General features: G+C 48.1%; 15 protein-coding genes. 6 read left to right on the forward strand and 9 right to left on the reverse strand.

What is annotated here, in order from left to right:
• Positions 1 to 1,404: a hypothetical protein gene (locus GC130_RS15390; RefSeq protein ID WP_151999226.1), complete on the reverse strand. Its 1,404-nt coding sequence runs from the start codon at positions 1,402 to 1,404 to the stop codon at positions 1 to 3.
• 200 nt (positions 1,405 to 1,604) lie between these two features.
• On the opposite strand from GC130_RS15390, the gene GC130_RS15395 reads away from it, so the two are divergent.
• The 5 genes from GC130_RS15395 to GC130_RS15415 all read left to right on the forward strand — a co-directional run bounded on the left by GC130_RS15395 (position 1,605) and on the right by GC130_RS15415 (position 7,287).
• Positions 1,605 to 2,426 (forward strand): universal stress protein, encoded by an 822-nt coding sequence (locus tag GC130_RS15395; RefSeq protein ID WP_151999227.1) that lies wholly within the window; start codon positions 1,605 to 1,607, stop codon positions 2,424 to 2,426.
• 388 nt (positions 2,427 to 2,814) lie between these two features.
• Positions 2,815 to 3,027 carry a hypothetical protein gene (locus GC130_RS15400; RefSeq protein ID WP_151999228.1) on the forward strand — a complete coding sequence of 71 codons (213 nt, stop codon included), beginning with the start codon at positions 2,815 to 2,817 and terminating at the stop codon, positions 3,025 to 3,027.
• Positions 3,011 to 3,337: a type II toxin-antitoxin system RelE/ParE family toxin gene (locus tag GC130_RS15405; protein WP_151999229.1), complete on the forward strand. Its 327-nt coding sequence runs from the start codon at positions 3,011 to 3,013 to the stop codon at positions 3,335 to 3,337. Before GC130_RS15400 ends, GC130_RS15405 begins: the two co-directional genes overlap by 17 nt.
• A gap of 207 nt (positions 3,338 to 3,544) precedes the next feature.
• Complete coding sequence (locus GC130_RS15410) at positions 3,545 to 4,906, forward strand: glycoside hydrolase family 140 protein (protein ID WP_151999230.1); 1,362 nt, start codon at positions 3,545 to 3,547, stop codon at positions 4,904 to 4,906.
• Positions 4,907 to 5,460: 554 nt separating this feature from the next.
• Positions 5,461 to 7,287, forward strand: a complete 1,827-nt coding sequence (locus GC130_RS15415; RefSeq protein WP_151999231.1) for a VCBS repeat-containing protein — start codon at positions 5,461 to 5,463, stop codon at positions 7,285 to 7,287.
• 253 nt (positions 7,288 to 7,540) lie between these two features.
• On the opposite strand, the gene GC130_RS15425 is transcribed toward GC130_RS15415, so the two are convergent.
• Entirely contained in the window at positions 7,541 to 9,754 is a 2,214-nt protein-coding gene (locus tag GC130_RS15425; protein WP_151999232.1) for a molybdopterin cofactor-binding domain-containing protein, read from the reverse strand.
• A 10-nt stretch (positions 9,755 to 9,764) separates the two neighbouring features.
• On the reverse strand, positions 9,765 to 10,229 hold the full coding sequence (locus GC130_RS15430) for a (2Fe-2S)-binding protein (protein ID WP_151999288.1): 465 nt from the start codon (positions 10,227 to 10,229) through the stop codon (positions 9,765 to 9,767).
• A 276-nt stretch (positions 10,230 to 10,505) separates the two neighbouring features.
• Here GC130_RS15430 and GC130_RS15435 point away from each other — a divergent pair, with 276 nt between their 5' ends.
• Positions 10,506 to 11,804 carry a Gfo/Idh/MocA family protein gene (locus GC130_RS15435; RefSeq protein ID WP_151999289.1) on the forward strand — a complete coding sequence of 433 codons (1,299 nt, stop codon included), beginning with the start codon at positions 10,506 to 10,508 and terminating at the stop codon, positions 11,802 to 11,804.
• A 188-nt stretch (positions 11,805 to 11,992) separates the two neighbouring features.
• Here GC130_RS15435 and GC130_RS15440 read toward each other — a convergent pair whose 3' ends face one another.
• The 6 genes from GC130_RS15440 to GC130_RS15465 form a co-directional block, all read right to left on the reverse strand.
• Entirely contained in the window at positions 11,993 to 13,510 is a 1,518-nt protein-coding gene (locus tag GC130_RS15440) for a carbon-nitrogen hydrolase family protein (protein WP_151999233.1), read from the reverse strand.
• A 62-nt stretch (positions 13,511 to 13,572) separates the two neighbouring features.
• Positions 13,573 to 14,757: an aspartate aminotransferase family protein gene (locus GC130_RS15445; RefSeq protein WP_151999234.1), complete on the reverse strand. Its 1,185-nt coding sequence runs from the start codon at positions 14,755 to 14,757 to the stop codon at positions 13,573 to 13,575.
• Between the two features lie 1,194 nt (positions 14,758 to 15,951).
• Positions 15,952 to 17,985: an OmpA family protein gene (locus GC130_RS15450; protein WP_151999235.1), complete on the reverse strand. Its 2,034-nt coding sequence runs from the start codon at positions 17,983 to 17,985 to the stop codon at positions 15,952 to 15,954.
• A gap of 307 nt (positions 17,986 to 18,292) precedes the next feature.
• Positions 18,293 to 19,255 (reverse strand): transketolase family protein, encoded by a 963-nt coding sequence (locus tag GC130_RS15455; protein WP_151999236.1) that lies wholly within the window; start codon positions 19,253 to 19,255, stop codon positions 18,293 to 18,295.
• Positions 19,252 to 20,652, reverse strand: coding sequence for a VWA domain-containing protein (locus tag GC130_RS15460; protein ID WP_226940510.1), 1,401 nt, complete (start codon positions 20,650 to 20,652; stop codon positions 19,252 to 19,254). The genes GC130_RS15455 and GC130_RS15460 overlap by 4 nt, the downstream gene beginning before the upstream one ends.
• 12 nt (positions 20,653 to 20,664) lie before the next feature.
• Positions 20,665 to 21,516: a transketolase gene (locus GC130_RS15465; RefSeq protein ID WP_151999237.1), complete on the reverse strand. Its 852-nt coding sequence runs from the start codon at positions 21,514 to 21,516 to the stop codon at positions 20,665 to 20,667.
• Positions 21,517 to 21,597 lie beyond the last annotated feature (81 nt).

Raw genomic sequence — 21,597 nt, forward strand, 5'->3', positions numbered from 1 at the left:
TTACCCCCCCTTTATCAGCATCCTGTCCAAATAGGCAGGCTCCTGCATCTCAGGGTTTTTGAAGAAGGTAAGTAAGATGTGGCGCAGCAGGTCGGTGCCGAAGCTGACGACGTCAATTTTCTTTTTGGGATAAAAGCTGATCTTTCGCTCCTTGCCGTTGAGGTGACTGCTGCCTTTTAGTATGCTAAGCTTGTATTTGTACAGGGCTTCCACCACCTTAAAAATATCGTTGGCCTCTTTTCGGGAGAACGGGGCTATTTGCAGCAAAGAGCCCAGCCGCATGGATAGTTTGTACACGGGATCACCATGCACTTCGTCCAGCAGCAGTGCTTCCAGCGCTGTCAGTATGTCGATCATGCTCTCCGGCGACTGGTCGTTCAGGTAGATGCTGTTAAGCTTCTGCACACCAACTTCCAGGCTTTTTCGGCCACCTTTCGAGAGCGACTTGTAAATATCCGCTATGTCCTGAATGTCTTTTTCTTTGACTTTAGGTGGCGTTTGCTTCCATTTTTGGTTGAGGAAAGAGGCCGGAAAATCGTGCTGTTCGATAGGGAAGCAGGGCAGCAAATCGGCGGCCCATTGGTCGGACCAACACGCTGGAAACACCAGGAGCTGTCCATAGCCGGTGTCCTCTCCGGTCACCACTCTAAGCGAACCCATGAGGTAATCCAGGTGGTCAATGATATCAGAAAAGGCATTGGGGTCGTTCAGGAAGTCGTTTCTGGCCTCAAGGGAAGTATTGTCTACCACCCAGTCTTCAAAAACCAGCGCATGGGTGGCTGAGGCAAAAACCTGCTGTAGCTTGGAGTTGAGGTGCCTGCCAAAATAAGCCTTGCTCAGCTGACGTGCATCGTCGATTTGTCGCAGTGCAAGCCCCGGGCCCAGCTCCACCTCCCCAACCGGAAAGTGAAGAAACAAGACGGGCACCCACACATCTACCTTTAGCTCACTTTTCGACCAGGCACCATACCACGATTGGAATACCGGCTCAAACGCTTTTTCATGGTACTCCAGCTTTCCATACACATGCGCATAATGATCGATGAGGTCAGCGATGAAAAAGTAGGTGTGGTAGTTTCTGGCCACTTCCTCTTCGGCGGTCAGGCCATAGAAGGTCACATAGTCCTTGTTGTTGAGCAGCCCTTGCTGCAAAGTCTTCCACGACTGTATATCGTTGTATCGGTTGCCTCTCAGAAAAAGGTTGCTGTACTTGATTTTGGCCACGGAAGAGTAGCTAAAGTCCGGCAGTCCGTTTTTTGACCACTGTAAAAAGGGAAACTGCTCGTAGAAAGAGAACGGGTCAGCAATCTCCTCCTGTTCTACCCGCTCCTCCTGATAGCGGAGGATGGACAGCCCATCGTCGACGGCCTTTTTTACCAGCTCTTTGATCTCTTTCTCACTCATGATCCCACACTCATTTCTTTTCGCATCGACTCGTATTTTCTAATGCGTTCGAGCCAAATTTCTGCACATGATAAATTTAGGCTTGCCAGAAGACAAAACCAACGCAGACAGCGCTGATATTGAAATTTAATGAATTATTGATCGTCTGAAGATGTTTATTGAATACGGAATATCTAACTTTTCGCACTAATTTTTAGCCCATGATAAGAGAACTGCTTTTGCCATTCGATTTTTCTGACAACTCTAAAACAGCGTTGCATTTCGCCATGTCTCTTCAGCAGAAACTGAAGGCGCATATGAGTCTCATTCACACGCTGGAGGTACCCTATGATTTTGCTTCCCGACAGGAAGAAAACAAAAAGGCAATGGAAAAGCAGGCCCGAGCGCAACTCAAAGCCCTCGTTGAAGAGCTTTATCAGACTACTACCTCTGCCGATGAGTTGAATCTCGACATGCATATTCTGGAGGGTGAGGTATCGGAAGGCATATTGAGAGCAACCAGGCAGTATGCTGCCGACCTGGTGCTCATGCCTACCATGGGAGCCAGTGGCCTTAGACGATTTTTCCTGGGCAGCCGTACAGCTGATGTGATACACAAGTCGGTGAAGCCTGTTTTGGTGATTCCGCCGAAAGCTGACTTTGGAAAGCTGAAGAACCTGGTTTTTGCTACAAGCCTGAAAGACAAGGATATTGCCCTGCTGGAAAGCGTGGACGACCTGGCTGGCAAGCTGGGGTTGGGCATTGTGATTGCGCACATCAAAGAGGAGGAGACAAAGGACTTTGAGCTGAAATGGAGAGGCATGAAGGACTTTGCAGAGGAAAAAATCTTTCAGGCCGATGTCAGTTACTATTCTAGTAATTACGACGACTATTTCGAAGGCATTGAGCACTACCTTGGCAAAAACCCCGGGAGCCTGCTCGTGATGCGCAGAAGTGCAAGATCAACCATAAAGGACCTGTTCAGAAAGAGTCATACGGAAGATGTGGCGTATCACGCCAATGTGCCGATGTTGGTGTATTGAAAGTAATATTTTTTCTCCATCCGGTCAGTTTCGGCTAATGTGGATTACTAGCGCTGGTTGAAGTAAAATTTCTGATGAGGTTTCTACGTGGGTTTTTCATTGCCCTTCTGCGGCTAATAACACTTGCTGTAGATTTTTTAGTACAGACGTAACGAGACTTTTTAAAAATTGATTGAGACTTTTTAATCGTCTATTTTTGTCAACGATATTGCTAGTAACTACTGATAGATATGACGGTAGTGAAAGACATATCGCACATATTTTGGTTAAAGTGCCATTTATTGCAACTTTACCCAAAAGAAAAAAGGCCTGTTTATTCAAAATAGTTGATGATTCGTTAGGGGATAATGATACACAAAGAGCTTACAGCTCTTAATTCTTACAGAATATGAAAGTGTTACTGGAAATAAAAGATAATAAATCTGCTTTCTTCATGGAGGTGCTCAAAAACTTCTCTTTCGTAAAGGCTACCACCCTTACAGAGTCTAAAGCTGAGTTTCTGCAGGAGTTTAAAGAAGCGATTGACGAGGTAAAACTGACCAAGGAAGGTAAATTGAAGCTACAATCTGCGAAAGATTTCCTCAATGAACTTGAAGATTGAGCTTACCTCCAAATTCAAGCGCAAGGCCAAAGCTTTACTAAAAAAATATCCTTCCTTAAAGCAAGAGCTTCACGACCTGATTTTTGCTTTGGAAGCTGATCCTACTCTTGGGACTTCCATCAAGCATAACTGCTACAAAATACGCCTCTCTATAAAGTCTAAAGGAAAAGGTAAATCTGGTGGTTCCAGAGTGATTACCCACCTTCATGTCACTGATACTACTGTCTATCTGATTTACATCTATGACAAATCTGAGCAGGATAATATCTCCGAAAAAGAACTATTAGAGCTCATTAAAGCTCTGGATTGAGAAACCGACTTTGAGGAGTCCATGCTGGTGATGCGCAGGAATACAAGGTCGACAATAAAGGACCTTTTCAGAAAGAGCCACACGGAAGACATGGCCTATCACGCCAACGTGCCGTTGCTGGTGTTTTAACATATTGTTTTGCGTTTTGACGCAGGGTAGCCAATAGTTGGGAGGAATTTGTAAATTCAAACCCAAACTTTATATCCTATGCGCCTTCTGATTCTCTTTTTCCTCGGCCTGAGTGTCCAGGCTTACGGTCAGGTCAAACAACTCCCGTTAAAAGTATCCGACAGCCAGCGATTTCTGGTCTATTCTGATGGAAGCCCCTTCTTTTACCTGGGCGACACCGCCTGGGAGCTATTTCACAGGCTCAATCGTGAAGACACTGACTATTACCTGCAAAAAAGGAAGGAGCAGGGGTATACGGTGATCCAGGCCGTGGTGCTGGCTGAGCTGGATGGACTGAACACGCCCAATGCGCAAGGCAACAAACCGTTGGTTGACAATGATCCCACCAAGCCCAACGAGGCTTACTTCAAAGATGTGGATTGGGTGATCCAAAAAGCGGCTGAAATGGGACTATTTATCGGACTGTTACCAACCTGGGGCGACAAGCTTTTTAAGAATAACTGGGGGACAGGGCCCGAGATATTTAACGAGAAGAATGCCGCCATTTACGGCGAATACATTGGCAAGCGGTACAAAGACCAATGGAACATCATCTGGATATTGGGTGGCGATAGGAACCCCAGAAACGAAGCAGATGTAGCCGTGTGGAATGCCATGGCGGAGGGTGTTGCAAAAGGTGTGGGAGGGTACGACAAAGGTCTGATGACCTACCATCCGCAGCCGCACCAAAACGGCGGTTCGTCTACCTGGTTTCACCGGGAGCAGTGGCTCGACTTTAACATGCACCAAACCGGTCACTGCTACGAAAACAACCGCCACGAGAAAATCACATGGGATTACAACCTGACACCCACGAAGCCGACGCTAGACGGAGAGCCGCTTTACGAGGAGCACCCTCTCTGCTTCAATATAAAAGAGCACGGCGTGTCCAATGCCGACAACGTGCGCAAGCTGGCTTACTGGCAGGTATTTGCAGGAGCGGCAGGGCATACCTATGGGAGTCACGCTGTGTGGCAGATGTATGATGAAAGCCGGGAGCCTGTGAACTCGCCGCAACACACCTGGAAAGAGTCGCTGGAGCTAACGGGAGGCAGGCAAATGGGCTATGTGCGCAAACTGGTGGAGTCCCGGCCCATGCTGGAGCGAATTCCTGATCAGTCGATGGTGCTGGGAGAGAATGACCCGATGCAAGGCTACTACATCAGCGCCAACCGATCGTCGAAAGGTGCCTTTGCTTTTGTTTACACGCCATTTGGTAGAGTGCTTAACCTCAATACCACCAGCCTGAAAGGAGCCTCATTGAATGTTTCGTGGTTCAATCCCCGCACGGGTGAAATGACCACTGCCGTGAAAATGGAGAAACAGCCCGAAATGGCGTTTATGCCTCCCTCCAAAGGAGAGGGGATGGACTGGGTGCTGGTGCTGGATGCGGTGGGGTAGCGTGATTGCGTGGTAGCCTCGCCGCAAAAGCCTCCACAACGCCATCATTTCGAATGGATCGATAGCGCAATGAGAAATCCCCCGAATCTACCGCCGAGCAGACCATGTGTTTTGCTGTGTGAATCCGTTTCAGCGTCGGGTTCCACCTCGGCTCATTCCTGTTTCTGAAACGCCCACACTTTGTCTTAGCATTAACAAAATAACTTGCCATCGAGATGATGTTGTTGTGGTAACTGCTAGCGCATTAGGGATTTGAACCTATTTCTTATGTTACCAAAAGTTAAGAGAATCAGATGCAGGCAGACAATATAAAGTGTGATGCAGGTTCGCCATCTCTAATTTTACTATCGGGGAATGATGAATGCCGGTTAGAGTGGTTGATTTCTGTATTTTAATATATGACTAAATAATTGTTATTAGGTAAATATATTTGATCAGTTGTGTATATTGGTTCGTTTTAAGAAACTGCTGATTTAATTTGAAGGAAGAAATCTTCGATGTTGTGTTTCTCGGAAGAGAGAAAATTCAATTAATACAGTCACAAGATATTTTTTATGATAAAATATTCAACTACAAAACTTTTAGGGCTATTCATCTTTATAAGCGCTATTACTGGATGTAGCGGCGATGATTCCGGGCAACCTCATGGTGTTGGAGAAATTAGTTTCAGTCCTAAATTTGGCAACAAGTCGGGAAGCGGAAGATTACTGGACTTGAACGATGCCGCTTTTATTTTGATTACAATCAAAAAGGACGATGGCTCATCGACTCCGTATTCAACGTCTAAAATAGAGCTATACCAATTAAACGGTGAATTTATCAGCCAAAAAATAAGCCTTCCGGTCGGCAGTTATTCCTTAACTGAATTCTTAGTGTTGGATGTCGATAGCAATATAATATATGCGACCCCCGAAGAGGGCTCTCTTCAGGCGCAAAATGTAGGTGATCCATTGCCGATTGAGTTTGTGATAAGCCGGGACGAAATTCTCGACTTGCAGGTGGAAGTAGTGTCAACCGAAGATTTGGAACTTGAAGACTTTGGCCTGGTAGGGTTTGATTTGTCTTTGGTGAACCTGTTCAGATTTTATATTAATGTGTCTGAGAAGGGCAAACTTGAGGAGCTTTTAAGTGCAGAATTAACAGTAGAGAGCGACACTTTCGTATTCCATCAGCACATAGAAGCAATTGCCAATAATTCAGTAGTAATCAGAGATGGATACCCTGCTTATGAACTGACAATTGAACGTGAAGGATATGCCACCTTCAATTACACTTTTACCAGAGACAGTTTGGCGCATTACGAATCAAGTCCGTTAACTGTTGAGTTGGTGTCGGATAAGCCTTCCGACCTACCTTCAGGGTTCTTTATCGATAGTGGACAGGCGTTAGGTAGTTCGCAAAGCCAAAATGTGGCGCTGGGAGATTTGGATGGGGATGGCGACCTGGATGCCTTCGTAGTAAATGTAGGGCAACCCAACAAGATCTGGGTTAATAATGGTGATGGATCGTTCACCGACAGTGGTCAGTTATTAGGAACTTCGAACAGTTATGCCGTAGCCTTAGGTGACCTGGATTCAGACGGAGATTTAGATGCCTTTGAGGTAAACAGCACCCAACCGAACAAAATATGGACGAATGACGGTAGTGGCAACTTCACCGACAGCGGCCAGGAACTGGGAATTGAAAAGAGTTTGGGTGTTGCACTTGGAGACCTGGATGGAGACGGGGATTTGGATGCATTTGTAGCAAACGATCTTCACCCCACATTTAGTACAAAAAGTAACAAAGTGTGGATCAATGACGGATTTGGCTCATTCACCGACAGCGGTCAATCTTTAGGAGATTCGAGAAGCAACGATGTTTCACTAGGCGATTTGGACGGTGATGGCGACTTGGATGCTTTTGTTGTTAATTATCAGGAACCTGATAGAGTCTGGCTTAATGATGGAAACGGCGCATTCACAAATAGCGGCCAATCATTAGGAAACGCTTATAGCTTTGACGTTTCGTTAGGCGATTTAGATATGGATGGCGACCTTGATGCTTATGTGGTTAATAATTCCCAACCTGATAAGGTGTGGTTCAATAACGGACATGGAACCTTAACAGAAAGCAGCCAGTCATTGGGTGGCTTAACTAGCCAAAATGTATCTCTCGGTGACCTGAATGGCGATGGAGACCTCGATATTTTTGTGACAAATTACTTTAACAGTGTGGTATGGTTCAATGATGGAAATGGGTTCTTCACCGATACGGAGCAGTCTTTGGGTGGCTCGGCCATTGTCGGGGGCTCCCTGGGTGATTTAGATGGAGATGGAGATTTAGACGCTTTTGTTGTGCATGCAAACAATCTGCCTAATAAAGTCTGGATCAATCACTGATCTTATGAGGCATCTCTTATAATTTGAATGGCCATTAAGATCAGAATGGAGGAAATGTAGGCAAAGCAAAAAAACATCGTGGGTGTTATTGGGTGAAAAAGCAGGTTATCCGAAATTCTCAACAAAAGAAAAAAGTTAACGATTGAGATGGTGAGAATCCTTGCGGAGCGGCTCAACCTCTCCGCTCAACTTCTTATCAGTGACTACAATTTGATAAAATAATGGCTCTGGCAATCGAATTAGGAGCCAGCCCTCACACTTTCCTCACCCCAATCGGTAACTCATACACCCTCGTCCCACTCGCCCGATACACCGCATTGGCTATGGCGGCTCCCGAAGGAGGCATGGACACCTCGCCACCGCCTTCGGCAGGTAAGTCGGGGCGGTCGATGAGGGCTACTTCTACTTCAGGAATATCAGGGTAGCGGAAAATAGGGTAGGTGTTCCAGTCAGCGCTGGTGATTTCTTTGTCTTTGAACCTTACTTCTTCCATGAGCGTCCAGCTGGCTGCCTGTATCATGCCGCCTTCGAGCTGGTTAGTGAGGCCATCCACATTGATCACCTCGCCTACATCTACTGCCGCCCACATCTTTTTTACAGCCACCTTGCCTGTGGCTTTGTCTACCGCCACCCTGGCTGCTACTGCTGCATAGGCCGCTGTATTCTTATACCGGCTAAAGGCATAGCCGAGTCCTTCTCCGTCAGCCAGCGTTACCTGGGCTGTCATTTCCCTGAGCTTTTGGATCACCGCCACTGCCCGTTCATCGGTCAAATGGGCGATGCGAAAATCGAGTGGGTCCTTGCCTGCTTTTTCTGCGAGCTCATCCATCAGGCATTCAATGGCAAAAATGGTGGTATAAGCCCCCAGGCTCCTCAAGGAAGATACCCGCAACGGCCCATCGAAGAAGTGCGCATTCACCTGCATATTGGGAATGGCGTAGTACGGATCGGCATTGCGGTGGCCCCCGGCCAGGTAGCCCCTCGACTTCATTTGCACGGGGTTGGTGATGTACCGGGCATCGAGCAATGTGCCGGCATCACCGTTGGGTCGGCAACTATGGCTGTCGGTCCATACGTCCGACTTCCAGCCGGTGATCTTGCCATCTGCATCCAGGCTGGCTTCCACCTCCATGATCATGGCCGAGCCGTAAGGGTCCCATGTATGCTCATCCGTCCGTGACCACTGTACCCGCACATGCTTTCCGGGAAGCTCCATGGCTAGCAAGGCGGCATCCGCAGCGGCATCATCGGCCGTACTGTGCCCATAACAGCCTGCCCCGGGAACACCCACGATATGGATTTTATCGACCTCCATACCCAGCATAGCTGATATGGCATTTCGCATAGGGTAAATGCCCTGGCTGTGAGACCAAATATGCAGCACGTCGCCATCATACATGGCCACGCCGCATGCCGGGCCCATGGAAGCGTGTTTGAGGTAAGGCTTTCGGAAGGTGGCTTTAACAGTTGAGTTGCCTTGGAAGGCTGCCGTTACATCGCCTTCATTTTTGACATTACTGGAGGGTTCTGCAATGCTTCGGATATGGTTGTACAACTCCTTTTGCTCAGGAAACGAAGTGTTGTCCTCCCATTCCGTATGTTCCCTCAGGTAACGCTCGGCTTTCACCGCCTGGTATTCCTTTTCGGTGATTACCCCAACAAAGCTGCCATTCACTACAGTCTTGATCACTCCTGATACTGTTGTGGCAAGCCCTGCTTCATCCACTTTTACCAATTGGGACTTGTAACCGGGTGGCCGCAATACCCTGGCGTGTACCATGCCCGGAAACCGCAGATCCTGCACATACACTTGTTCGCCCCTCACCATTTTTTCAATGTCGGTGCGGGGCACTGCTTTGCCCACATACCTGTGCTCCGTTTTGCTCTTGATTTTTACCGGGGTGGTGACCTCCATATCGATCTGAGCGCCGTTCAATACTTCGGCAAAAGTCAGTGAGTCACCACTTTTTTTGGCTTTGATGGATCCGTTGAAAAGGATCAGGTCGTCAAATGAGGTCTTTAGTTTTTCTCCTGCCAGCTCCAGTAGTTTCTGTCTGGCTGTGGCTGCAGCGTAGCGCACCGACATGGCACTGTTGGGTACTGATCCACTGCCGGCGGTGTATCCTTCATCAGGTGTCAATCCTGTTTCTGCCAGTTGCACTTCCACCATGTCCAGTTCCATGTCCAGCTCTTCAGCGGCTACCTGCCGAATTGCCGTGCGGATACCCTGGCCCAGCTCCACTTTGCCCGAAAGCACCCTGATGCTGCCGTCTTCCAGTACCTGCAGCCAGGCATTCACGGTTTTTGCACCCCGCATGCTTCCCGGAAGGCTTCCTTCGTAGTCGACCCGGGTGGCGATCACAGGGTCTGGCTCGCCGATGCACGAGGTGAGCAGGGGAAACCCCACACTGATGTATCCAATCTGTTGAAGGAATTTCCGTCTTGATGTACTGGTTGCTTCGATCATGGCCGTTGGGTTAATGAGTTTTTGCTGCACGCTTTACCGCTTTGACGACACGGGCATGTGTGCCGCAACGGCACAGGTTAAATTGTAACGCCTCCCGAATCGCTGCGTCATCCGGCCTGGGGTTTTTGTTCAGCAAATCCACCGCTGCCATCACCATCCCGTTCAGACAGTAGCCACACTGGGCGGCTTGTTCCTTCACAAATGCCTCCTGCACCACGTGAAGCTTTGCGTTGTCGTCTACCAGTCCTTCCAATGTAGTAATTTCAGTATTGCCGATCGAAGAAACTGACAGCATACAGCTTGTAGTAGCACGTCCGTCCAACAGCACCATGCAAGCTCCACACTGCGAAAGGCCACAGCCGAATTTTGGGCCGTTGATTGCCAGGTCGTTACGAAGGACATACAGCAGCGGGGTGTCGGGCTCCGTCTCGACAGTTTTTTGAGCGCCATTGATATCAAGGGTGAATTCAGGCATTGTGTCTCTGGTTTGATTTCTAAGATAGGGAAATGGTGGCTTAATCGCTGGCGGAGGTAGAAAAACATTGTATTTCTGTTTCATTCGATGATTGATAACCTGCTAGACATGATGCAAGATGACTCGTGCATATTGGATAACGGGTTTGTTGCGGCGCCAGGGTGGAGTTTGCTGGCCATAACGCTCTATCGTCATTCATCACTATTCTCTGGTGTCTGGCAGGTATTTTTCGTAGCTTTTTCCCACAAGGATTTAAGCACTCTACCTACTATCCCCATGGACAGAAGATATTTTATCAAGACTACCTCAGCGGGCATCGCCGCTAGCGCTGCATTTTCAGCCATGCCACTGATGGGCATTGCCAGGCAACAAGCTACTTACAAAGTCGCACTCATCGGCTCCGGCTGGTGGGGTATGAACATCCTGGGGGAGGCCATGGCTTCTGGCAGGAGCAAAGTGGTGGCCATGGCCGACGTGGATAAAAACCAGTTGATGCCTGCTCTTGAAAAGGTTGAAAAGCTGACTGGCAATAAGCCGAAGCCTTATACCAACTACAAGGAAATGCTCCAGAAGGAGAAGCCGGAGATTGTGATTGTGGCCACGCCTGATCATTGGCATGCCCTGGCTGCGATTGACGCTTTGAAAAGCGGTGCCCATGTGTATTGTGAAAAGCCCATTTGCCATACGATCAACGAAGGCAAGGCCATGGTGAAGGCGGCGCAGTCGACCGGGAAAGTGGTGCAGATAGGTCTGCACCGCCGGGCGTCCCCTCATAATATTTCAGCCAATGAGTTTCTGCGGTCAGGGAAGGCAGGCAAGATTGGTAGCGTGAAGTGTTTTATCAATTATGGAGGAGGGCCGGGCAGCATCACACCTAATTCAGAAGCCCCGGAAGGTATGGATTGGGATATGTATTGTGGGCCGGCACAGTTGGTTCCTTTCAACAAGACAATTCACCCCAGAGGGTTCCGCCAGCACCTTAACTTTGCCAATGGCACCATCAGCGACTGGGGTGTGCACTGGTTCGACCAGGTGCTGTGGTGGACAGAGGAAAAAGCGCCAAAAAGGATTTATTCGAGCGCTACCCGCCGAATCAGGGAAGATAGCACCGATGCTGCTGATACCCAGCTAGCTGTCTTCGAATTTGAGTCGTTCACCATGCACTGGGAAAACCGCAATTACGCAGGCAATCGCCAGGAGGGCCCTGCCGTGGGTTGCTATTTCTATGGCACGGAAGGTGTGCTGCACCTTGGCTGGACTGACGGATGGACGTTTTACCCCGTTGATAAAAACAAGGAGATTGTGCACGTAGACCCCGTACTACACGAACCCGACCAGCAGAATATTAAAGAGCTGTGGACTGACTTCCTTAAGGTGATTGAGAGCAAAGGGCAAACCATCAACCCGATGATCAATGGGCAGCTGGCTACTAATATCAGCCTGCTGGCCATGGTGTCAGCGAAGGCGGGTCGCAGCATTGAGTGGGACGGCGATAAGCAGGAGGTGATCAACGACCCTGAGGCAAATAAGCTGCTTTCGAGGGAGTATAGGAAGGGGTACGAGTATCCGGTATGACATCTGAGGCCGCCGAAACAACGTCATGCCGATTCCGAGGAACGAGGGAGGCATCCCCCTGCTGATGACAGTAAGCCGTTCTGAAAACTCTGCCATCATCAAGGAGATTCCGTTCCGGCGTCGGGTTCCACGTTGCCTCCGTTTCGCTACGAATGACGTTATATTTCCAGATTTTTTTTGAAGCTTCCTTACCTCTTAATCACATCATAAATATCAGTCCTTCTGTCCTTCAGGTTGCGCACTGAGCCAAAGTTGTGCAGCTCCTTCAGCAGGTCGAGGTCAACATCCGCTACGAGGATCATCTCTGTGTTGGGTGTTGCTTCCGCCTTGATGCCGTTAGTAGGGAAGGAGAAGTCGCTGGGCGTAAACACAGCCGACTGTGCGAATTGGATGTCCATGTTCGACACCTTAGGAAGGTTGCCTACGCTGCCGGCAATAGCCACATAACATTCGTTTTCAATCGCCCTGGCACGACAGCAGTAGCGGACCCTGCCGTAGCCATTCTGGGTGTCGGTAAGGAAAGGAACGAAAAGTATTTTCATCCCCTGAGCGGCCAGTATTCTCGAAAGCTCAGGAAACTCAGAGTCGTAGCAGATAAGCACACCAATAGGGCCGCAGTCGGTTTCAAAAACTTCTACTTTCTTCCCGCCGGTTAAGCCCCAGAACTTCGCCTCATCTGGTGTAACATGTATTTTTTCGTAGCTATCGTATGTGCCATTTCTCCTGCAAACAAAACCTTCATTAAAGAGCTTGTCGCCCCGCATGGAGGGCATGCTACCTGTGATAATATTAACATTGTAGCTTATGGCCAGCTGAATAAACCGGTCTCTGATTTCGTCGGTATGCTCGGCAAGTTTTCTTATTGCCGCCGCTTCGCTGAGGTTGTTGTGTGCTGCCATCAGCGGGGCATTAAAGAACTCCGGGAAGAGGGCGAAATCACTTTTGTACGCTGATGTGGCGTCGACAAAAAACTCTACTTGCTCAAAAAGGTCGTCGATGTCTTTGTAAAGCCTCATTTGCCATTGCACGAGGCCAAGTCTTACGATTGATTTGTCCAGGAGCTTCCTGGCACCTTTTTCGTAGTAAATATTGTCCCATTGCAGCAACACTGCATAGTCTTTCGACTCTTTGTCGCCAGGCAGGTAGTTAACCAGCACTTTCTTTACGTGGAAGTCATTGGAGAGCTGGAAGGTCAGCGTTGGGTCGTAGATCTCTTTGAACTTCACCTTTTGGATGTACTCCTTGGGGCTCAAATCCTTGGCATACTCGTGGTATTTGGGTATTCTTCCGCCAAAAATGATCGCTTTCAGGTTGAGGTCTTCGCAAAGTGACTTGCGGGCATCATAAAGCCTTCTTCCGAGCCGTAGCCCTCTGTATTCCGGCTTAATAAACAGATCAATACCATAAAGAACGTCACCCTTAGGAGTGTGGGTATTGAAAGTGTAGTTGCCCGTTATTTCCTGGTAGGTGTGCGAATCGCCGAAGTGTTCATAGGTCACAATAAGTGACAGGGCGCATCCAGCCAGCTCATCGTCAACAAAAATAGCTATCTGACCCTTTGGGAATATCCTCAGCAGAGTTTCAATGTGCTGCTCTCCCCAGAATGCTCCCGGCCAATTTGGATAGGCAGCTATCATAGAATCTTTTAATCCTTGATAGTCAGATGATTTTAGCGCACGGAGTTCTACTTTTCCTATATCTTCCATAAATAGACGAGCCTTAATGGCCAGTAATATCATTTAATGTATTGATGATAACAACACCCGGATTAGGCGTCTTTGATTGCACCCAATATTATTTCACAGGCCTCCTCGATCTGTGTGGTGTTTATGGTAAGTGGTGGAGCAATTCGCATGGCACTGTTGTTAAAAAGGAACCAGTCTGAAAGCACGCCTCGCTCGAGGCAAAGATCGAGAATTGGTTTAAGTATATCAAAACTTTCGAACTGAACCGCCATCATTAGCCCGTTGTTTCTAATTTCCTGAATAGAAGAATGCTTCAGGAGTTTTTTAAAAAGGGTTGCTTTCTTTTCAGCTTCAGTAAACAGTTTTTGTTCCTGAATTACCCCGAGGGTGGCCAGCGAAGCTGCCGCTGAAACAGGGTGCCCGCCAAAAGTGGTGATGTGCCCAAGTACGGGGTTGTCGGTAAGCACATGCATGATCTTTTTGGACGATATGAAGGCACCTATTGGCATTCCGCCTCCCATGCCTTTTGCCGCCACTACAATGTCAGGTACAATGCCGTACTGCTCAAATGCCCAGAAGCTGCCGGTTCTGCCAAAGCCGCACTGAATTTCGTCTAGTATGAGTAAAGTGCCGGTTTCGTTGCACCGCTGTCTTAAGGCTTTGAAATACTCCCGGGTAGCGGATTTTACGCCAGCCTCGCCTTGTACGGTTTCTATGATGACGGCAGCTGTCTGCTCATCGATCACCATTAGGTCTGGTATATGGTCAAACCTAATATGCTTAACGCCAGGAAGCAGTGGTCTGAATTTTTGTTTGAAAACTTCATCGCCAGTCACAGATAATGCGCCGTGGCTGCTGCCATGGTAGGAAGAGAAGCAGGAAACCAGGTTGGGTTTACCTGTGAAGCGCTTGGCCAGTTTGAGAGCACCTTCCACTGCCTCGCTACCGGAGTTGACTAAGAAGATGTTGTCGAGAGGGTCGGGGAGGGTGTCTGACAAAGCTTTGGCCAGTTTCACCTGTGGGCTTTCGACAAACTCTCCATAGACCATTACGTGGAGGTATTTGTCGACTTGATCTTTGATGGCGGCAACCACTTTTGGGTGTCGGTGCCCAATGTTGCTGACGCCGATTCCGGAAATCAGGTCAATGATTCTTTTTCCCTCTGGAGTATAGAGGTAAATGCCTTCGGCTTTTTCCACTTCGGTCATCAAAGGAAACTCTGAAGTTTGGGCGAGATGCTGCTGAAAGAGTTGTCTGTTGGAAAGCATTCGGCAAAGGTAGGGAGAATTGGGGCAATTCCGCAGGCTTACTGTCAGTCCAGGCGTCGGTACGGCGAGGAGGGATAATGCGCTGGGGCCATCAGCGCCGGGTTGCTGGTGTGAAGGCCATTATCCAGAACTTGCTCAGGGGGTAGTCCATTCGGTGTCTGACCGCTTGGGGCGGTACCGACACTGCTGATGATCGGGCCTCTGACGCTGCCAGGCGTCGGTACGGCCAGAAGAACAAAGCGTCGGGGCCGTCAGCCGCCGGGTTAATGCAAACAAGTTGCCGAGAATTTCTTATTTTAACCTACATGAAGCTGGAGCCGAATCACTTGTATCACGTTTATAATCAGGGTAATGATAGGCAGCAAATATTCTTCAGTCGAGAGGATTATCTTTTCTTCTTGAAGAAGGTGCGGAAACACATTTTGCCTGAAGCCAATGTGCTCGCTTATTGCTTAATGCCAAATCATTATCATTTTTTGATATATACTTCGGAACAATCATGCGTCAGCATAAAAGCTGGCAATATCGAAGTGCAGAGGTTGACAAGTGCAGTAAGAGTGATATCCAGCAGCTACACTAATTTCATTAATAAGAGAGATGGACGTTCAGGTTCATTATTTAGGCAACGAACAAAATTTAAGCTTCTCACCTCCAAGTAGCAGCCGCCAAACCTTGGGTCTGTATGCTTCCATTATATACATCAAAATCCTTTAAAAGCTAGAATGGTGAAAGCGATGGAAGACTGGGAATTCTCTTCGTTCCGAGACTACGCAGGGCTTCGGAATGGTACCCTTTGTGATTTTAGGTTGGCGGAGAGTATTCTTGGATTGAAGATAGAAGGCTTTATCGAGGAATCTCGAATGATAATGCGAGATGATGTTCAAAAACTGATTCATTAATAGCTTGGGGTTATGAGGTGTCGGTGTCTCACCGCTTAGGGCGGTACCGACACTGCTGATGATCGGGGGTGAGCTGTTTTCAGGCGTCGGTACGGCGAGTAGGCCATAAGAGCTGGAGCCGTCAGCCGCCGGGTTGCATGCACCAAGCCATTGGTAAAAACTTTTTCAAGCGGATGGTCGAATCGTGTCTGATCGTTAGGGGCGGTGCCGAAACTGCCTCACTGCACACAAAAAAAGAACCCCGACACTGCCGGGATCCTTTCTAGTAAACTACTCTCTTTCCATCACTGGATCTTTAATTCTTTAATACTTTAACTTCCACTCGTCGGTTAAGCTGTCTCGATTCTTCGGTGGCGTTGCTGGCTACCGGCTGACTGCCTCCGTAGCCTTTTGCCTGCAATCTTCTTGCGTCAATGCCTCTCATAGTCAGGTAGTTTTTCACTACGTCTACACGCTCCTGCGACAATTTGAAGTTTTTACTTAGATCACCCCAGCTGTCTGTATGCCCAGCCAATTCAATCACCATATTTGGGTTCTCTCTCAGCAGTGTTTCCAGCATGGCAAGGTCTGTGCCCGACTCAGGTAACAGTTCCGGTGTGGATTTGTTGAATAATATATTGTTGAATGTGATCAGGTCGCCAAGCGCTATTGGATCGAGGTAAATATCCTTGTAGAGTTCAGAATAAGTGTCGAACGACTGCACGTCAATACCAATGTCTAGCGGCATATAGCCCTCTGCGTAGGCCAGAATTCTGTATTTGTTACCACGGCTCAAAATAGCTTTGTATTCCATGGTCTTGCTGTCAGGGCTGGCCATGCCTTCCTTTTTGCCATCAAAGTAGGTTTCGAAGACAATGTCGGCCATAATAGGCTCGTTGGTTTTGCTGTTGAAGACTTTGCCTCTTACTAACATCACTGGCTCAGGCTTCAGCTCGTTTTCCAATGAAATCGAGTAGATGTCTCTAGCTCCTACGCTACTCTCGTCTCTCGACGTGAAAAACGCCTTGCTGCCATCGGCTGAGATGGAGTAGTAGGCATCCCATTCCGGTGTGTTGATGTTAGACCCCATGTTGACCGGCGTGCTCCATTTCGTCCAGCTGTCGTCCAGTCTTTTTGTGTAGAAGATGTCGCTACCACCCATGCCACCATGCCCGTTGCTGGCGAAGTACAATGTCTTGTTGTCAGGTGCAAGGAAGGGGCTGAACTCGGCTTTGTTTGTATTAAGAATTTTTCCAAGGTTCCTTGGCCTGGCGTAGGTGTTGTTGCCTTGTTTGATGCTGACATATAAGTCCTGGTCACCATATCCGCCATCTTTTGCCTGATAGGCCATGATCAACGCCTCTTCACTAGCGCTCATAAAGAAGTCTAGATATTTTCCTTTGGGCTCGAAGTTGTTTATAACTACCGGCTCTGGTGCTTCCCAGCCGTAGGGCGTTTTTCTTGAGATGGACACGCCCCGCTCGGTAGCACCCGCCTGGCTGTAGGAATTCATAAGCAGGAGAGTGTTACCATCTGGGCTAACACTACACACACCATTCGCAAACCTGTCGTTCAAAGGCTCGCCGATATTTTCGGCTTCTGTCCAGGCTCCGTTTTCAAAGTACGACACATAAATATCCTGATCGTCCGACTGGCCGCCAACATTTCCATCGCTGTTTTGTCTGGCGAAGTAGAGCGTCTTTCCATCGGCAGAAATGATTGGTTTGGCTTCAGGGAAAAGCGAGTTAACAGTGCCGCCAAGGTTTTCTTTCGCAGCAGTGAAAAAAATCTCGTCTTTAAAATTAAGCCTGCCGTATTTTTCTTGTAATGATTTTTTGATGTCTGATACCGATGCTGTGTTAGATATACCTACAGCGTCTATTTGTGCCCATCCTTCTCTCGACTCTGTGTCCACCACTATCTCAACTCTTTTTACAGCATAGTAGGTTACTGGTATGCTGATAAGCAGGGTGCGGAATCTTTCGTCAACCTCAGCTGCCTCTTTATTATAAATAGGGTACTTGTTACCAACCTCGTCCAAAAGAGCAATCTTGGTTACTCTACCTGGCATGTGGCTTTCTATTATTAATAGCTGCTGAACCGCCTGTGGCTTGTCGAACTCAAGCATCAATGAGCCGAAAGCCCTTTCGTTCTTTAATCTGAATGCTTTTGGACTTAAAAAGCCCAGAGGAAATGCATCAGGCTCTCCAGTAGCAGTGTGACCGGAATATTCTGCTTCGGCAAACTGGTTGTACTGGTAGTCAACAGTTGACGCCCATTGTATTTGTTGAGCGACTGTCGTGCTGACCGTGAGAAGAAGAATTGCAAGTGATGTAAAAAAACGATTCATATATCTGAGAGATTTGATGTCTCAAAGGTATGTCGCTCAATGGCCCTAAAAGTTGGCTTTAGGGAACCCTCCTTACTTGTGTCGGATGACTTTGGTCTTTGCTCTCACATGGCAGGTTTCTCACGTAAGAAATTAAGTGGACTTGAAAGAAAAAGTCAATGTGGAAGCAAAAGCTTGCCTTAAATCCGGTTTACGTGAAGGCTGCGGATGTAAGGTTAAGTTGGTCATGAAACGAAAAGGGCTCCAATTGGAGCCCTCTTTTGTTTCAAATAGTGAACGGAAAATTCAAAAAAGTTGATTTTACCTTCTATTTCTTACGCTTTCGGTCTATCGCTTTCAGCGCTGCTTCCACTATATGGGCTGCATTTAAGCCGTATTTTTCCATCAATTGTTCCGGTACACCGCTTTCACCAAAGCTATCTTTCACAGCAACATATTCCTGTGGAAGCGGGCTGTGTGTTGCAAGGGTTTGAGCAATACTGTCTCCGAGGCCACCATTCATTTGGTGCTCTTCGGCGGACACTGCGCAACCGGTTTTGGCCACCGAGTCAAGGATCGCTTTCTCATCCAGTGGTTTAATGGTGTGAATGTTAATGATTTCGGCGCTAATACCCTTCTCTCTTAGTATTTCTTCTGCCAGAACAGCCTCCCAAACAAGGTGACCAGTGGCAAAAATACTGACGTCGTTTCCTTCAACCAGCTTCAATGCCTTCCCAATTACGAAGGGCATGTCCTCTTTAATAAAGATTGGGACTTTCGGTCTTCCAAAGCGGAGGTATACAGGCCCTTCATATTTGGCAATAGCCACGGTAGCCTGTCTGGTTTGGTTGTAGTCACAAGGATTGATGACTGTCATTCCTGGCAGCATCTTCATCATACCAATATCTTCGAGGATCTGGTGTGTAGCACCGTCTTCTCCGAGGGTTACGCCTGCATGTGAGGCGCATATCTTCACGTTTTTCCCTGAATAGGCAATTGACTGACGAATCTGATCATAGACCCTTCCTGTAGAAAAGTTAGCGAAAGTACCGGTGAAGGGAATCTTGCCTCCGATGGTAAGGCCAGCAGCAATGCCCATCATGTTGGCTTCGGCAATGCCTACCTGAAAAAATCGTTCTGGAAACTCCTTAATAAAGGCATCCATTTTTAATGAGCCGATAAGGTCGGCACAAAGGGCAACAACATTGGGGTTTTGCTGGCCAGCCTCTAGCAAGCCTACTCCGAAGCCAGAGCGGGTGTCGTTTTTTCCGAGTATTTCAAATTTCGTCATCTACCGTATAGTTTGATGGTTTCTGTGGAACCAGTTCTTATGCTGAATTTCTTTATTTCTGTAAACTTACTGCCGTTTGCGCTTTGTGCACGAAACACAAATTTATACTCTCCGGGCTGAATAGCGCTAACAAATGAGGTGATATTTCCGGGAAAGTTACAAACCCACTCCTGCGACCCATCGGGGTTGATTTTGTAGAGACTCCCAATGCCCCGCACGCCCATAGTCAGGTTGAGAACTCCCGGCCCCGGAAGGGTAATGGAATTGTCCTGAGAAGGCTTTATAGTATAGCCCCTTATAAAGGTGCGGGGAAAAGTTTGCACTTCAATGTCGTAGGTGCCGGCCAGGTAAAGAAAGGGCTCAGTTAGTTTTTGGATATTGAGACTCTGTGTTTGACCCGGCAAGCGTACCGATGCCTGCACCGGATTACTGTACTCTGAGGCACCGGGCATTTGAAAAACCAAGTTGCCCTGGGGGGTAGGGATGTCGATTATATTGTGGATGCCACCTACAAGTGCCACATTTCTTTTTACCACAGGGGGTACTGTATTGGCCACCACGTCATAAGTGAGCACCGCATCGAGGATTACCGAGTCGGGACGTCCCAGTTTGTCCCTGTAGTGTACAAAGTCGTAAACGGACTGCCGTGTGACTGTATTAATAAAACTGACGTTCACATCGGTGACGATTGGGGCATTGTTTTCATTGAGTAGCTCCACACTGGCCGTGGTTTCCATGAGGGTTTGCCTCAGCACTTCGTTGAGAGACTTTTTGAACCTGGGTACATCGGTGGCGTCGAAGTATTTACCCAGACATTCGAAGTTCTTCTCGTATTCTAACCCCAGGCCCAGGCCAATAACGAAGGGCTTCAGGAAGATATTCTTCGACTGCAGCGCTTTGGAAACGGCACACGGATCACCTTCGCAGCTCTCAATTCCATCGGTGATAATAATGACGACATTTCTATAACCGTCGACTTTGGGGAAGTCGTTGGCGGTTTGCTCCAGCGAATAAGCAATGGGCGTGTTGCCTTGCGGTGTGAGCTGATATAGCTTGGCCCGGATGTCACGATGGTTCTTTGCTGAAAAACCCACTTCCAGCTTGGTGTCTGTGCAGTTATTATAAGCCCGGGCATATTGGTGGCCATACACTCTCAGCGCCAGTTCCACATTGGGGTTGACGCTCAATGAGTCAACAAGATCCGACAGCAGCTTTGTGGCTACATCAATTCGACGCACGCTTCCAAGCTTTGCCAGCATACTGCCGGAGGCATCAAGCAAAAACAAGATGCGTGTTTTTTCCGGCGGCTTTTGCTTGTACAACTGAGCGAACACAGGAAAGCTGAAAAGACTTAGCAGTCCCGCAATAACGGTAGCTTTCCTGAGTAGGTTTTTCAAAATGAGTTGGGTTTAGTAATCCCCTAAGGTCTCTTCGAGCTGCCCCAGAGCCTCTGCCAGTTGCTCGTCGTTGGGAGCTACACCATGCCATTTGTGGCTGCCCATCATAAAGTCGACACCGGCGCCCATTTCCGTTTTCATCAGGTTCATAACCGGCTTGCCTTTGCCAGCCAGACTTTTCGCTTTCTGAAGAGCAGCTAAAATGCCCTCCATATCGTTGCCGTTCGACTCTATTACTTCCCAGCCGAATGCCTCATATTTGGCACGCAGGTCACGCAGGTCGTTGATTTTGGCAGTGGGGCCGTCAATCTGCTGACCATTCCAGTCGATGGTAGCGATAAGGTGATCCAGCTTATGGTTAGGAGCGTACATGGCGGCTTCCCATACCTGGCCTTCCTGCTGCTCGCCATCACCCATGAGCACATAAACAAAGCTATCGTCTTTATTAAGTCTTTTTGCTTCGGCTGCACCAATGGCCACAGACATTCCCTGGCCCAGTGAGCCCGAAGCAATTCTGATACCTGGCAGGTGCTCGTGTGTGGCAGGGTGCCCTTGCAGACGAGAGTTGATCTTACGGAAAGTGGCCAGCTCTTTTACAGGAAAATAACCGCTATGAGCAAGTACGCTGTAGAAAACAGGAGAAATATGCCCGTTTGAAAGGAAAAATAAGTCTTCGCCTTTCGCATCCATGTTGAATTTTGGATCGTGGTTCATCTCATGGAAGTAGAGGGCTACAAAGAAGTCGGTGCAGCCAAGAGAACCACCAGGGTGGCCTGACTGACATGAGTGTACCATACGAACAATGTCACGACGCACTTGCGACGCTATAGCTTTCAATTCTGCAACTGATTTCTTCTCTGCCATGGATGTTTGGTCTTAAAAATGATTACGGATTCAAAGGTAATGAATGTCAGAAAATATGGAGGGATAAAGTGGGGGAAAGTT

The organism is Imperialibacter sp. EC-SDR9, assembly GCF_902498805.1.
Taxonomy (GTDB): Bacteria; Bacteroidota; Bacteroidia; order Cytophagales; family Cyclobacteriaceae; genus Imperialibacter.

Coding starts and splice junctions, on each gene's coding strand:
- GC130_RS15390 (WP_151999226.1), bottom strand. CDS start 1,404: ATGAGTGAGAAAGAGATCAAAGAGCTGGTAAAAAAGGCCGTCGACGAT.
- GC130_RS15395 (WP_151999227.1), top strand. CDS start 1,605: ATGATAAGAGAACTGCTTTTGCCATTCGATTTTTCTGACAACTCTAAA.
- GC130_RS15400 (WP_151999228.1), top strand. CDS start 2,815: ATGAAAGTGTTACTGGAAATAAAAGATAATAAATCTGCTTTCTTCATG.
- GC130_RS15405 (WP_151999229.1), top strand. CDS start 3,011: ATGAACTTGAAGATTGAGCTTACCTCCAAATTCAAGCGCAAGGCCAAA.
- GC130_RS15410 (WP_151999230.1), top strand. CDS start 3,545: ATGCGCCTTCTGATTCTCTTTTTCCTCGGCCTGAGTGTCCAGGCTTAC.
- GC130_RS15415 (WP_151999231.1), top strand. CDS start 5,461: ATGATAAAATATTCAACTACAAAACTTTTAGGGCTATTCATCTTTATA.
- GC130_RS15425 (WP_151999232.1), bottom strand. CDS start 9,754: ATGATCGAAGCAACCAGTACATCAAGACGGAAATTCCTTCAACAGATT.
- GC130_RS15430 (WP_151999288.1), bottom strand. CDS start 10,229: ATGCCTGAATTCACCCTTGATATCAATGGCGCTCAAAAAACTGTCGAG.
- GC130_RS15435 (WP_151999289.1), top strand. CDS start 10,506: ATGGACAGAAGATATTTTATCAAGACTACCTCAGCGGGCATCGCCGCT.
- GC130_RS15440 (WP_151999233.1), bottom strand. CDS start 13,510: ATGGAAGATATAGGAAAAGTAGAACTCCGTGCGCTAAAATCATCTGAC.
- GC130_RS15445 (WP_151999234.1), bottom strand. CDS start 14,757: ATGCTTTCCAACAGACAACTCTTTCAGCAGCATCTCGCCCAAACTTCA.
- GC130_RS15450 (WP_151999235.1), bottom strand. CDS start 17,985: ATGAATCGTTTTTTTACATCACTTGCAATTCTTCTTCTCACGGTCAGC.
- GC130_RS15455 (WP_151999236.1), bottom strand. CDS start 19,255: ATGACGAAATTTGAAATACTCGGAAAAAACGACACCCGCTCTGGCTTC.
- GC130_RS15465 (WP_151999237.1), bottom strand. CDS start 21,516: ATGGCAGAGAAGAAATCAGTTGCAGAATTGAAAGCTATAGCGTCGCAA.